The sequence below is a fragment of the Fibrobacter sp. UWR2 genome, from assembly GCF_002210285.1.
Taxonomy (GTDB): Bacteria; Fibrobacterota; Fibrobacteria; order Fibrobacterales; family Fibrobacteraceae; genus Fibrobacter.
In genome coordinates, this window is record NZ_MWQE01000001.1 from 816,729 (window position 1) to 830,290 (window position 13,562).

Below are 13,562 nucleotides of genomic sequence, written 5' to 3' on the forward strand. Positions count from 1 at the left end.
TTAGCGCACGTTTATGGTCAAAGTGTCCCTCATGAGGGGGTCCGCCATGCTTTGGGCGATGAGCCTGGCGTCCTTGTCGGCGGCATCCTTCTGCGCGATAAGGTAGAAGGATGATATTTCCTGTTCGCCCTTGCAGTTCTCGAGCTGGCTTATGTAGGCGGCGTTGCCGAGCGTGGTCAGGTCTTCGCAGGGGACGAACCACTTGACGTTGTAGCTAGTCTTGTAGGGGACGGTCTGGAAGGCGAAGTCGGAGAGCATTACGGTGTCGCCGGGGTTCACGCGCTTGCTGCTGTAGGTTTCGTCCTTTGCCTCGTTGTAGAACTTGAGGGAGTCAAGCGACCCGGGCCTCTGGATGAACGTCCTGAGGGTGAGGTTCGAGTCGGTAAGGGCCTTGGAGTTGAGTTGCAGGTAGCGCAGGTACACGGGCCCATCCTTCTTGGCCTTGAAACTGTGGGAAAGGCTGCTAATCGTGCCCACGGAGTCGCCCTTGGCGTCGATGAGCCAGTACGATGCCCTCGGGGTGTCCTTGCATTCCAGATACTTGCAGTAACCGTCCATCTCGTGGTACACGACGAGGGAATCTCCCTTCTTCAGGTCGGCGAGCCACACGTAGTGGTCCTGGCGCAGGTAGTACTTGGTGGAGTCGTTTGCGGGGCGCACGATGGTGAGCGTGTCGCCGGGGTACACGATGGAGTCGGGGTTTGCCAGGTATTCGCCCTGGTTCAGCCTGCGGAAGCGGGTTGCCGCCTCGAAGGTCGCGAACGGCCCGTCAAGGAAACTCACGACGTTGCTCGGGTACAGCGACAGTGTCCATTCGGCAGAATCGTTGGTGACAAGCAAAGTGTCGAGCGTGTCGGTAGCGGGGGAATAGACGTTCTTGTCCGTGTCGACGAGTTCGTACTTGTTGATGCTGTAGCCCTGTACGGAGAGGTTTACGCTGAAACCGGTTTCGACCTTGAAGGCGATGTCGATTTTCTTCGGGGCCTCGCCGATGAGGAGGATGCCGCGTACGGTGTCGCGCAGGTCAATGCTGACGTGCGCGGAATCGCCCGTGTAGTTGTAGTAGCCGGTATCAACGTCGGCCTTGATGCGCAGGTGCGCTGAAGAGTCGAAATCTGCTGCGAGGTCGAGGTAGTAGAAGTCGTCGTTGAATGCAATAAAGCTGTTTAGGAGCATGTCGGCGCCGGAACCCGGAACCATGTAGTTGCTATAGACGGAATCCTTCTTCTGGGAATTGTACACGGGCATGAGCGTGCGGAGGTTGCCGCTCTTTTCGCCTCGGATACGGATGGTGTCATTTTCCATGCCGCTAGTGGCTGCAAGTACGGTTATGCGCGTGCCCTTGGGATAGTCCCCGAGAAACAGCGAGACGGTCGTGCTGGTGCTGTCGAGGCACACGATGTCATCGTGGCAGATTTTTTCGATATAGGTAGAATCCTTGGCCTTCTTGCCAGTGGAATCCTTTTTGCCTTTGATGGTGACGGTATCCCAGGTCGCGAGTTCCATGTAGAAATTCATCGTGTCGCCCGCGGTGAGTGTGTCGCGGTAGTCGATATCCAGTCTATCGCTAATCGAAGAACTGGACTTGAACGAGTCCTCGGCATAGCTGCCGTTGTCGTCGGTAACGGACGATGAATTTGTGTGCGAGGTCTCGCTACAGGCGAAGAACACGGGGATTACTGCAAATAGGGCAAGGATTTTCGTATTCATATTCGTACCGGTCAAAATGCGTTAGTTGAGGATAAAGAACTTCTGTTCGGCGTTGAATGCCTCGCCGATGATCTTGAGGGTGTACTTGCCAGTGGGGAACGCCTTCGCCTTGAACTTGAAGTTGGTCTTCTTTTCGCCGGCGAGTTCGCGGGCGGCAACGGTGAGCATGCGCTTGCCGGATTCGTTCACGATTTCAATCTGCACGAACTGCGGGTAGCCCACGGTCAGGTCGAAGTTGCATTCCAGGTTCACGATGTCGATGTTCACCTTAGAGAGCGTGTAGCCGCCGTCCATCGCCTCGCCGCCCACGGAGCGGGAGTTGTCGTAGTACCCGACATAGAGCGAAGGCGCAGAATTCTTGCCTGCGTTTCTTGACTTGATAAATGTCTCGCCGGGTTCAACTGCGGTGAGGATAATCGTGTAGAGTCCGGATGCGTGTTTCCTCTTGAAGAATTCAGTGAGCGTTGGAGTGCGCAGGAAGGCGCCGAGCGGGGCCTTCGGGTTGATGGTGATAATTCCGAGGAAGTCAGCATACTTGGTGTCGATGCCGCCACCGGAGTTCTTGCGGATGTTGAACTGTCCGCCGGGCTGGTCGAGGTTAGCCGGAGCGTTTTCCCAGGTGAGTTCGTCGCTCCTCCAGTCAATGCCCTGCTTGTCCTCGCCGAAGGTAGCGTCTTTCGAGGTCTCCTTCAGGCCGAATATGTTGAGCTGTACGGGCTTCTTGATGGAGTCGGTATCGAAGTCTAGCTTGAGGGCCGCGTCGAACAGCGGACCTGGGAGCGCAGATAGGTCGAACTTGAGGTAAATCTTGCCGGCATCGTTCTTGTCGTTTGCCACGCGCAGGTTCTCGTCGGTGCTGTGCGGTGAGTAGTTGTCGAACTGCGAAATCCAGGCGTCCATGCCGCGACCGCTCGGAATATTGTCTCCGCTATGGTCGAGGGTAGTGTAACGCTTGTCGAACACGTAAACCTTGCCTGTGTCCGTACCTTCGGTGTATCCGTCGTTTGCCTTGAAAAGCAGGTTGTAGCGCCCGCTGGCAGTAAACGTCACGTCGGTCTCGTATTCCAGGGAATCGGAGAAGGATACCTTTCCGGGGCCTGCGCCCTTTTTCCAGACCACGGGAACGCGGCAGAGTCCGTCTCCGCGACCGTCGTCTTCGACGGAGCCGACAAGATGTAGCTTGTTGGGCTGTACCAGAATGTTTTCCCTGGACACGCTAGCCTTAGGAGGTTCGTTCTGACCCTGCTTGGGGGCGTATCCGGTGTAGAGCGCCATCATCACTCCGCCCGACTCGTTGTGGGGAAGGTCCGTGTTTTTGAGGGAGTAAACCTTCGAGCCCTGACGGGATTCCTCGACAACCTTTGCGTAGGGGTTCCCGCGGGTAAGCGTTTCCTTGAGGCCTACGATGGAGATGCTTGAGTTGTCGTTGATGAACATCGGGGTGTTCTTCGCCTTGTCGCTTGCAATGACGTTCACGCCCAGGAGTTCCGCGGAACCCTTGTTGAAGTTGTGGAGGACCGTGTTGCCGTCTTTTGCGGTAAGGCCCAGGATCCAAATGGACCCGCCGTTGTTCATGATCTTTGGCCCCTTGGTGTCGCCCGTCATTGTAATCTGGCGGCCCCACAGGCGCTGCTGGCTTGTCTGAATGGTGCCTACGGCGACGTCTTCCATGAAGATGTCGCCTGTGGAGAAGTCGTCGGACTCATACGACTTGAGGTACATGTTCTTGAGAATTACGGTGCGCTTGGAACGGTTCGTGATACCGCTTGCAAACGTGGAAAAGCGCTCGATGGTGATGTCTACGAAGGCTCCGTCCTCGATGATGAACTTGCCCTTGCCGTCGATCTTTCCTTCGGTACCGATAAGCCTGTGGATGCGGTTCCTGAGGTAGATATCGCGGTTGATGGTCCAGCGGCCTCCCGGTGGGAAGAATATGGTCTCGGCACCGTCGTCGATGGCGTCCTGGATGGCCTTGGAGTCGTCCGAGCCGTCGTTCGCCTTGCCTCCGTATTCGCCGGTGATGGAAGTCCAGTACATGGACTTCTGCTCGGGGTTGCTCGGGGTCTCGGTGACAGCGAGCTTCATTGAGTTCTTGGGACTGTGGCAGAGCTGGTGGTTCGCCTGCGTGGAGAATTCGACAATCTCGGTATTGGATATGGACTCGTTATAGGCCTTGTGTGTGCTCTTTATCTTGGACTTGTACTTGCTGACCACGACAGCGCGCGCAAACAGTTGCCCTTCGTTTACGATGGCGGTAATCGGCTTTGCGGCCTTCTTGCCCGGGTCGTATTCCAGGGTTCCATCTACGAGGACCATCGATGCGTCCTGCCCATGGTTGTAGATGGCGGTCGAACCACCCTTGTAGCGAAGCCCACGGATGGAAAGCATCTGGCCGTCGTTGTCGAGACCGAATTTTTTCTGGCCGCCGAGAGTCAAGTGCTCGAAGGTCATGCTGTTCGATGTGCCGGCGGTGTAGACGCCCACGTCGAACCCGTCGACTTCCACGTTCTTGAGGAGCAGGGGGCCGATGTTGTCGGTGAAGCCCAGGTCGATACCGTAGACACCCGCGCTGTCGCCCGAGAAAACTTTCACATTGTTGATGGTTCCCTGTATGGCGGCGTTGAATCGGATACCGATGGCGCCCGGATTCTTTTTTCCGGTGCGGAGCGTGAGGTCGCGGATGGAGTTTCTCTGCCTCGGGTTCGGGCCATCGCCCGTGTAGATGACTGCTTGCGGGAAATCCGGGTTCTCGAAACCGGGAACGTCGTCCTGGAGGGCGATGATGGTTCCGCCCATGCTTTGACCCTGGAGGATGGTGCGGCGGTAATCCTTTTCGGGCTTGCCGTTGGCCGAAGGCCACATGAGCGCCGATGAAATCTTGTAGATGCCGTGCGGGAGGTAGATGATGTAGTCGCCGTCCGGATGGTCGTTCAAGGCACGCTGTATGGCCTCGGTATCATCGGTCTTGCCGTCGCCTTTGGCGTTATAGGGTTCCTCCTTGACATTTACGACATCGGAGCCCATGGGAAATTCCACCTGGGCATAAGCGAAAAGGCTTGTTGTACAAAGTATCGTTAAAAAAGAGCGCAAAAAAGACATTGAAACCTCGTTCGGGGTACCATACACCTTTAAATTACTTTTTTTACGGGGAACGAGGAATCCTGTCTTGCAAAAAAGGGTAAAAAAAAGGAGCCAGGCAATGCAAGTGCGAACACTTTCGCTGCCTGGCTTTTGGGGTTGGTTTGGAGTGCTTATAACTATAGAAATTTAACGGGGAATTGGCAGGCTTTTGGGCGTAAAAAATCTGCGCGTGTGATTTTGCTCACTTTTTGCGAAAAACGCCCTATTTATAATAGTACTTGAGCCCGTTCGGGAATTCCAGCGTCTGCATGCCGCTTGTGCTGACCTGTGCCACGGAGGTCACGGAACCGCCATAGAGGATCATGCTGCCCGAGCCCTTCGGGGCGAATGCCGCATTTGCAGACCCGTAGGCAGTGCCTGCCGTGTAGCTTGTGGCGCTGCAGTTGGGGTATTCCTCGGTCTGGTTCCCGAACCCGAGGAACACGCCGCCCGTAATGGTGAACCCGTTATCGGTATCGATGAGGCCACCGGCGCCGTTTATGGAGCAACCGCCGCTGCTGCTGCCACCGGGCGCTCTTCCGCCCATGCTTCCGCCGCTACTTGCAGGTATTTCTACGATGACTACGCCGCCGCTCTGTTTTGCCGTGCCGTTCGCGTCGAGCACGTCGATGTCGTTACCCGAGGCGCTGATATAGTGGTAGCCGCCGGTGATGACTATGTAGCCCTTGCTGCTGCTCTGCATGCCGCCACCCATGCTCCAGCCGCCTTGGCTGCTGCCCGTGCTGGTAGAGCCGTCGACAGAACCGCCTGCGGCATTCCATCCGTCATCGGTGCCGTATGTCGCGGTGACACCGCCTTCGGCGAAGATGTAGAACGCTTCCATGCCTTCGCCTGCCTTCTCGACGTTCACGGTAGAACCCGAGAGGTACAGCGCGGAATCCGCATGGATGCCGTCGTCGCCCGCATTGACCTTGATATTGCCGCCGGTCAGGACTACGTTCAGGTCGCCATGGATGCCATCGCCGCTGGTCGTGGTGATGGTGATATTGCCCTTTTCGACATCGACAAGTTCCTTGCCCTTGAGGCCGTGGTTCTTTGCGGTTACGTTCACGGTGGTTTCACCGCGGAAGCGTAGGTCGTTGCTCGTATGGATTCCGTTGTTATAGTTGCCCTTCACGGTGAGAGTGCCTTCGCCCTTGATGGTGAGGTCGTCCTTCGCGTAGATGCAGGCGCTTGTGGTATCTACCTTGGTCTCGTTGCTTGCGTTCACGTAGGTGAAGGTCTTGGTGCGGTTACTTGCATCGGAGAGGGTGTTCTCGGTGCCGCTCTTGGCGACGACGAATGCCTTGCTCGCCATCTGCACGTAGATGACCGCATCGGTGTTGTTGGTGAGCGTGAGCCCGCGCAGGTTCAGGTACACGCCGCTGTCACTCTTGGGGGAGTATACGCGAATCTGTGCGTCGCTACCTGTGTAGCTACCGCTGAAGTCGTAGTCGCCCGCGCAGGTGATCAAGACTTCGCCGCCGTTCACTTGTACACAATTATTGTTGTTTGTGACCGTTGCTCCGCTTGCCGCGTAGGTGATTGTGGGGGTATTGCCGTTGCTGGGTTCAACGACAGGGTCGCTGCCCGTGCTGACGGAAGATGCAAGCACATTGCCAGTAGAAGATGTGGGTGTGCTGCCAGCAACACTACTGGAACTGGCATCATCGCCTGTGGCTTCGGACGAAGATGACGCGATAGCTTCTGTAAGGAACTGCTTGTTGCATTCGCCATCGAAGAAGAATGTCGCTCCATTTGTGTCGCGGTAGTAGGAAACATCTGCAAGCTTGTAAAGGAAGGTTGCCGTACCGGCATCACATGTGGCTGATGCAGAAGATGGAATGGCGGGTATATCTTCGGGAGGCAACGGTGCCGCACCCGGGTCCTGCGGGAATTCCGTTGCTGCGGAACTTGATGGCGCCTCTTCTGTGGGCGTGCCGATAGTGCCGTCCGGGTTAATCCAGAAGGCGAGATTCCCACTTGCGTCGAGGCACATGACTGTGGCTCCGTCGGCTGCGTAGAAGCCGGAGTACCCTTCGGCGAGGCAGATGTTGGCTGCCGTTTCGTTGCCTGTGGTGGCGCCGTCGCCGGCAGGGGCCTGTACGCCCGTGGAATCGTCGGAACATGCGGCCATTAGGCCGAATGCGAGAACAGAAGAAAGTGCAAGGCTCTTATGTTTTTTTGTAATCATGGTAAACTTCCCTTTTTGCCAAACAACAACCCGGAATGGGTTCGTTTCTATTCAAAAAGTTACCAAGAGTTATCCGATTTTTTAGGTTATTTTATGCGGTTTTTGGAAAAAATTACATTGATAATTGGGCGGATTTGTTCCGTTTGGAACGAAAGCGGACGAAAACAATCCTGTTGCGAAATTGACAACATTTTGTGCAATCAAAAAAAACTACATTGAGGTTATGATTCTTGTAAAATCACGCACTCTGGCTTTGGCGACGGCCTTCATGTCGCTACTCCCGTTGCAGACACTTGCTGCATCTCCTGTTGTGGGCGTGGAACGCACGCATAACTTGCGCACGCTCGAAATGGCTCCGATGCTGTTCGAATACCACAGGCAGACCGTGGGCAGTGAACGCCAGTTCTTTACCTACCCGAGGCGCGATACTTCGTTTATCCGGCACTTTACCGAAACGGAAGGCAAGGCGCTACTTTATTACGATAACTTGCGGGGCGGTGCGATTGCCGGGCGAGGGCTTGAACTTAAGTGTCATGAGGGCGATAGCGCTTGCGTCAAGAATCAAGAAGCCCTTGGTGCAGGGCGCCTGCCGAAGTTTGGTATTGCGACGAGTGTGGTGGGTGGCATTGATTACCGTGCCGGAGAGTATGTTAACGACATCGACCGCCGTAGAGGTAAGTCGATGGGTGATACCATTTGGCCGAGTATCGATGGTGGTATTTACCTGCGCGGCTATGCTGATTCGCTAGAATTCGTGCTCGATGCCCGCATATACGATGAAGGCCATTCTGCAGTAAAGCCGAGGTCTTGGGACCGAGAATTTTTGGAGGTCCAGCGCGAAGAAAATAATTCTGGAGTTGAATACACTAGCTATGCACGATACCGTACGCATTTCGCATTCAACTACGACTGGATTCGCGTTGACCTTGCCCGCGACGTGTTGCACTGGGGCCCTGGCTACTACAACAACTTGAGCTTGAACCAGTTTGCGCTCCCGTATAACATGCTTTCTGTTGATTTGCAGTTTGGCCCGCTTCGCGTATTCAGTTTTTACGGCGACCTGCGTATTGTAAATAATAGCATGAGCATGGACAATAAGGAAGACCGCAATATATTCGGCCATCGTTATGAACTTGCTATTGGAAACGGAACTTTCGGCATCAGCGAACTTACGGTTCTCTATGACAACCTGAAGCCTTGGCTTTTTGTTCCGACGGTGCCGCTGTTCATGGAAAAGGGTAACTATAGCGAAAATTCCAATAATGGTTCTCTTGCGTTTGACTTTAACTACCGATTGTTCAACATGGCGAGAATTTATACGGAATTTTTCTTGGACGATATGGAATCGCCCATAAGCCTTGTGAAAAACGATAACATCGAAGCCAAGTGGGCTTGGATGGTCGGTGCGCAGGTGGGCCATGACTTTATAGTGAAGGGGCATTTGCTAGAGGTGGGCTCCCTCGCAGAATATGCGCGCGTTGAACCCTATGTGTATTCGCATTTCGTGAAAAATACGGCGCAGATAGCGCATCTCGGTTACCCGCTTGGGAACCAGGGTGGCCCCAACAGCCAGACAATCGACTGGAATGTTTATGCACGCCTAGATAAGCATATTTATGCTTCGCTTCGCAATACTTGGTTCTGGAAGGGTAAGGATTACGGGAGCGCTGTGAACGATACGACTCCGGCCCATAACCACATGAAAATTCCAAAGAAGTTCCTTGATGGCGCGAAAATGCAATACTCGCTTACGCCTGCGATTAGTTATGAAGGGCAGTATGTGAGTTTTATGGGCGAGATAACCTTCATTGATGACCGCAAGGCGTATATCCGCGCCGGCTTTAAGTGGTGACTTGTATGAAGAAACCTGAACTTTTAGCGCCTGCGGGTGATTTGACCCGCATGAAGTACGCGTATGCCTACGGCGCAGATGCCGTATATGCGGGCCAACCTGCGTTTAGTTTGCGCTCGCGCGAAAACGGGTTCAAGAACCTCGATGACCTTGCTGAAGGTATCGCTTACGCGCACGCCCTCGGGAAAAAGTTTTACCTTACGAGCAACGTGATTCCCCGTAATGTAAAGGTGGAGGCGTTCCAGAAGGCGCTTTTGCAGGCGATAGAACTTAAGCCCGATGCCCTTATTGTGGCAGACCCAGGCTTTGTTGGCTGGCTCCGTAAGACTTGCCCTGATGTAGAAATTCACTTGTCTGTACAAGCGAATACAACGAACTACCTTGCTGCAAAGTTTTGGTACGACCTAGGAGTACGGCGCATTATTTTGAGTCGAGAACTTCGTTTGTCTGAAATTTTAGAGATAAAGGAACAGTTGCCGGACCTCGAACTAGAGGTGTTCGTCCATGGTGCAGTTTGTATGGCTATGTCGGGACGTTGTATGCTTAGCAACTGGGTTACGCACCGCGATGCGAACCAGGGCGCTTGCGATAACAGCTGCCGTATGCCTTACCGCCTCTATGCGAATTCTGGCCCGCAGGCTCAAGATTATCGCGAACACGAGGGTGAATTTAGCTTGCAGCGTACCGATCGTCCTGAACTTCCGCCGGTCGCTTTGGACGAAGATACCTGGGGCACATACTTTATGAGTAGCCGTGACCTTTGTGCACTCGATGTCATACCTTCGCTTGTTCAAGGTGGGCTTGATTCTTTTAAAATTGAGGGCCGTACGCGTTCCGTTTACTACTTGAGTCAGGTGGTGCGCGCCTATCGTATGGCAATCGATGCTTCTGTGCAGGGGCTGGAATCGGGTGCGGAGTGCTCTCCGGAACTCATTCCGCAGGAATCCCGCAGGGCGATAAGCTTTGTAGATGGTCGCGGGTTCATGCCGGGGTTCTTGAAGGGGCCCTTGCCGCAAAATTACGAGTCTACTCATGTGGCTGCTCAAGGCGGGTGTGTCGCCGCGCAGGTTCTCGACTACGATCCGGTCTCGAATTCCTTCCGTGTGAACGTGAAGAATCCGTTCTCGATGGACGATAAGCTTGAACTGATGACCCCTTCGGGCATGGCTCCCTGTGAGGTTGCAGGACTTTTGGATTTTCGCGGTGCTGCTGCCGATAGGTTGAACCCTGGTACGGAAGGTCGTGTTCTCGTGCAGGGCGATGTGCTTGGGAGCACAGGAAATGCCGAATTTGGCTTTTTTGTAAGGAAAATCACTGCATAAAACACTTCAAATTCATAGATTTGTGGCATGGCGGTTGATGAAGCGACAAAAAAGCAAGACGAGTTGGAGTTATACCAAATTGACGACAAGGCTATTGTTCCCTTTTTTAGGGAACACTTGGAGGATTTGAAAAAATTCCTCGATTCCCACAAGGGCGAAAACTTATCGCTTCTGGAACTTTTGAAGCAGTTTATACGCACATATCGTCTTCCATTTAACATGCATCGTTATATGGAAGTACAGCGAACGTTCATACAACAGACACTGCGTAGCCAGCTTGAGAACCGCCAGGCGGCGGTGAGCAACTGGATCCAGGAACATGCGGGTAGGCATCGTGACCGCATGATCCAGCTGCAGTGCCTCTACCTCGAGCGTATCAAGGATTCGCTGATTCCTCAGGTGAAGGAATTGCTGGAACATCGTATAGAAGCTCTAAAAACAAGGGAATCAGACCATGATAATTCCCAGGGTGCCGCGTAGGCGTCTGTCATACAGAATTTAAAGTTATATTTCCACCAGAAACAAGTTCAGCGTTCTAGTGGAAATTTTTTATGACTTTTTTTTCAAGAAAGCAAAATTTATCGTGCATTGCTCCTGCGATGTTCTTTTCGGGGGTTTGTGCTGTTGCTCTTTCTTTCGGGCTGAGTGCCTGCGCCTCGGGTGATTCCCCGAAGCCCGCGACAGAATCGACGGCGATCCCCGCAAGTGTGTCGGGCGTGACGGCGTTACCGGTGGATTCGATGGTCCCGACGACCGTATTCGAGATGAAGGTCGTGGATGCCGACAGGCAGGTGCGTGTTGTTAGCAAGCCGACGCTTGCTGCTCTTGACTTTGCTGCTTACTTCGTGAACCCGATTCGCCTTGCGGGCAAGGACGAAAGGCCCGAGAACTACAAGGGCGTGAAGGCTGGCGCGAAACTTGCCGAATACCCGTTTCCCATGCTGGACTCGCTTTCGGAATACGAACCTGCTGCTGTGGCAGGGCGCCAGCCTATGGCCTGGGAACCTCTTTCCAAGATTCTCTATGCGCAGACGGGTAACGATTCTCTAGCCCAGATGCTTGGTGCTATCGAGGCGGTCAAGTGGGACGAACCTGAGGTTTTCCGCGCTTTCCAGAGCGTAAGCCGCCTCTGGGGGATCCCGATGAGCGATGGTTCCGTCGAGTGGTGGGCAGAGGTGATGCCCGCACCCTGGACGGGGCGAACTGCGTTCTATGGAAGGTTGAAGTATGCATCGCGAGGTGAGACTGCCGAGGTGCTCAACTACTACCTGACTGCCGAGATGAATGCCGATGATGCCATGAACTGGGCGCGCACGCTTTCTTCTTACTGGTACCCGACGCTCAATACCGACCTGGAACCGCATACACCGGGAAGTTTCTGGCCAGAGGGCTCCAAGATGCAGCCCTTTGCCGTGATGCGCGGAAACCCGATGGGGAAACCCATGTGGATCGCTTTCGAGGTGCCTGCGTTCCGCCTGAGTGCAGAACAGCTCCGCGCGAAGGCCGTTGCCGATTCGCTTGCGGCTGCGGGCGAGGTGGTGCCGGTGAACCGCGCGCTCGACAGGGATTCCTCCTTCAGACTTTCGACGATTGCCTCGCTGGAAGGCAGTTGCCCCGCGAATGCAGAGACGGCGAAGTTCCGCACGGCACTGGAAAAGACGCTTGCGAAACTCCCGAAGGAACAGAACGCCTGGGCGACTGCAGGTGCATCGCCCGCGGAGACCTTCCTCTGGTTCCGCCGCAATGCGAACTACCTGCTTGCAGACAAGATAACAGGGCAGGACAGCCTGCACAATCCGCTCCCGCGCCTGCTGGAACTTAAACACTACCTGGATTCCATCGGGGTGCAGTTGCTTGTGGTTCCTGTTCCCGTGAAGGAAGAAATTTACGGCGAGCGCCTTGTGGCAGGGACGCCTGCTGACCTCTGCGTGAACCCCGCGGGCCGCGAGTTTACCCGCGAGATGCTTGCTGCAGGGCTTGACGTACTCGATATCTACCCGGCGCTCATGGCGGCCAAGGCCGGCGACGAGCCTCCGCACTTTAGCTACCAGCGCTATGACACGCACTGGGCTCTCCCCGGAATGCTTGCCGCCATGGAACAGCTTGCCGCCCGCGTGACGCAATACGCATGGTATGGCGATGCCGGCGCCCAGCCGGGCTCGCTCAACATGCAGGAGACGACTACGATGCGCGAGGGTGACCTGGTGGCGCACTTGCCTGATGCCGAGAAGGCGAAATACCCCGCGGACACCTTGCCCGTAATGAAGATTCTCAAGGGTTCCGAACCCTACAAGGGCGGCAAGAATGCGCCTATCCTCCTGATGGGCGACTCGTTCACGGGCGTATTCGAGTCTGTGGACCAGAAGAGTGGCGGGCCGGGTTCGCTGCTCGCCTACGCGACCGGCCTCGACGTGCAGGTGCTGACCAGCTGGGGCGGCGGCCCCGGTGTTTATCACCGCATGATGAAGATGAAGAAGGATATGCAGAGCAAGAGACTCGTCATCTACATGATGACCGCTCGCGATTTCTGGCAGTCCCCGATGGAATGGGATGCGTTAAGGTAAGATGCTTGCCCGCCTCTCGTCGTTATTTTCCCGATTCTTTTGGCCGCTGTTGCTAATCCTGCTGGCGGTATCGCTCTCGCTCGTGCTGTGGACGGGACGTCCCGAAAGCGCGAAGTACGCCGAGATGGCGTGTACCTTCGAGAACCGCGCTCCCACATGCATTGATAGCGTTCGCGACTGGCGTGAAGGCCTTGCCTTCTATGACAGTAATTTGTCTGTAACGCGCGATCCGCTGGCCTCACTGAAGTCGCTCCTGTGGGATTTCTGGAATATCGAATTTGCTGGGGCGGGCGAGGCGGCTGTTTCTGCGGAGGCGATCCTCCCGCTGCGGGTACTTGAAACCCGGAAGTCGGGCTGCATGGGGCTTTCGTGGCTTGCGATGATGGTCGCCGAAGCCCGCGGAATTCCGCTTGATGTGATTCTCCTGCCGGGGCACGTGTATTTGCGCTATGGCAAGGATGACGGCCGTGCGCAGGCCGGATTCGCTCCGAAGACGGTGAACCTGGAACCCAACCGACGCGGCTATACCTACTCCGATGAGGAATATCGCAAGAAGTACAAGGCGGGTCGCTGGACCGGCCTTGAGTTCAAGCCGCTTTTGCCTGCGCAGTTTATGGGCCTTGCCGCATTTGATATGGGTAACTTGTACCTGCAAACGGATCCGTCACGTGCCTTGCGCTGGTACCGGCTGGCCGGAGACCTTTTCCCTGAGTATCCGGGAATCGCCGAGAACCAGAAAATAGCGAAGAGACGCCTTCCGGACTCGCTTTAACCGGTCTGCACATTTCAAATAATCTATT

The 13,562-nt window shown here is 55.0% G+C and carries 8 protein-coding genes; 5 read left to right on the forward strand and 3 right to left on the reverse strand.

The window, feature by feature from the left end; all coding sequences use genetic code 11:
• From B7994_RS03285 to B7994_RS03295, 3 genes are all read right to left on the reverse strand, one after another.
• Window positions 1–1,710: a hypothetical protein gene (locus tag B7994_RS03285; RefSeq protein ID WP_144063725.1), complete on the reverse strand. Its 1,710-nt coding sequence runs from the start codon at window positions 1,708–1,710 to the stop codon at window positions 1–3.
• Between the two features lie 21 nt (window positions 1,711–1,731).
• On the reverse strand, window positions 1,732–4,734 hold the full coding sequence (locus B7994_RS03290; RefSeq protein ID WP_158213058.1) for a glycosyl hydrolase family 28-related protein: 3,003 nt from the start codon (window positions 4,732–4,734) through the stop codon (window positions 1,732–1,734).
• Between the two features lie 319 nt (window positions 4,735–5,053).
• Window positions 5,054–7,024 carry a carbohydrate-binding domain-containing protein gene (locus B7994_RS03295; RefSeq protein ID WP_088637034.1) on the reverse strand — a complete coding sequence of 657 codons (1,971 nt, stop codon included), beginning with the start codon at window positions 7,022–7,024 and terminating at the stop codon, window positions 5,054–5,056.
• Window positions 7,025–7,247: 223 nt separating this feature from the next.
• Between B7994_RS03295 and B7994_RS03300 the strand changes: the two genes are divergently transcribed.
• The 5 genes from B7994_RS03300 (at window position 7,248) to B7994_RS03320 (ending at window position 13,534) form a co-directional block, all read left to right on the forward strand.
• Window positions 7,248–8,876, forward strand: a complete 1,629-nt coding sequence (locus B7994_RS03300; RefSeq protein ID WP_233142977.1) for a hypothetical protein — start codon at window positions 7,248–7,250, stop codon at window positions 8,874–8,876.
• A gap of 5 nt (window positions 8,877–8,881) precedes the next feature.
• On the forward strand, window positions 8,882–10,198 hold the full coding sequence (locus tag B7994_RS03305; protein ID WP_088637035.1) for a U32 family peptidase: 1,317 nt from the start codon (window positions 8,882–8,884) through the stop codon (window positions 10,196–10,198).
• 231 nt (window positions 10,199–10,429) lie between these two features.
• Window positions 10,430–10,678: a hypothetical protein gene (locus B7994_RS13870; RefSeq protein ID WP_144063726.1), complete on the forward strand. Its 249-nt coding sequence runs from the start codon at window positions 10,430–10,432 to the stop codon at window positions 10,676–10,678.
• A 119-nt stretch (window positions 10,679–10,797) separates the two neighbouring features.
• The gene (locus B7994_RS03315) at window positions 10,798–12,762 is read left to right on the forward strand and encodes a hypothetical protein (protein ID WP_088637037.1); all 1,965 of its coding nucleotides are present in this window, start codon (window positions 10,798–10,800) and stop codon (window positions 12,760–12,762) included.
• 49 nt (window positions 12,763–12,811) lie between these two features.
• Complete coding sequence (locus B7994_RS03320) at window positions 12,812–13,534, forward strand: transglutaminase-like domain-containing protein (protein ID WP_233142979.1); 723 nt, start codon at window positions 12,812–12,814, stop codon at window positions 13,532–13,534.
• Window positions 13,535–13,562: the final 28 nt, after the last annotated feature.

What these genes read in the sequence shown, in the direction of transcription:
- B7994_RS13870 (WP_144063726.1), top strand. Translation starts at nt 10,430, where the DNA reads ATGGAAGTACAGCGAACGTTCATACAACAGACACTGCGTAGCCAGCTT.
- B7994_RS03285 (WP_144063725.1), bottom strand. Translation starts at nt 1,710, where the DNA reads ATGAATACGAAAATCCTTGCCCTATTTGCAGTAATCCCCGTGTTCTTC.
- B7994_RS03295 (WP_088637034.1), bottom strand. Translation starts at nt 7,024, where the DNA reads ATGATTACAAAAAAACATAAGAGCCTTGCACTTTCTTCTGTTCTCGCA.
- B7994_RS03315 (WP_088637037.1), top strand. Translation starts at nt 10,798, where the DNA reads ATGTTCTTTTCGGGGGTTTGTGCTGTTGCTCTTTCTTTCGGGCTGAGT.
- B7994_RS03300 (WP_233142977.1), top strand. Translation starts at nt 7,248, where the DNA reads ATGATTCTTGTAAAATCACGCACTCTGGCTTTGGCGACGGCCTTCATG.
- B7994_RS03290 (WP_158213058.1), bottom strand. Translation starts at nt 4,734, where the DNA reads ATGGGCTCCGATGTCGTAAATGTCAAGGAGGAACCCTATAACGCCAAA.
- B7994_RS03305 (WP_088637035.1), top strand. Translation starts at nt 8,882, where the DNA reads ATGAAGAAACCTGAACTTTTAGCGCCTGCGGGTGATTTGACCCGCATG.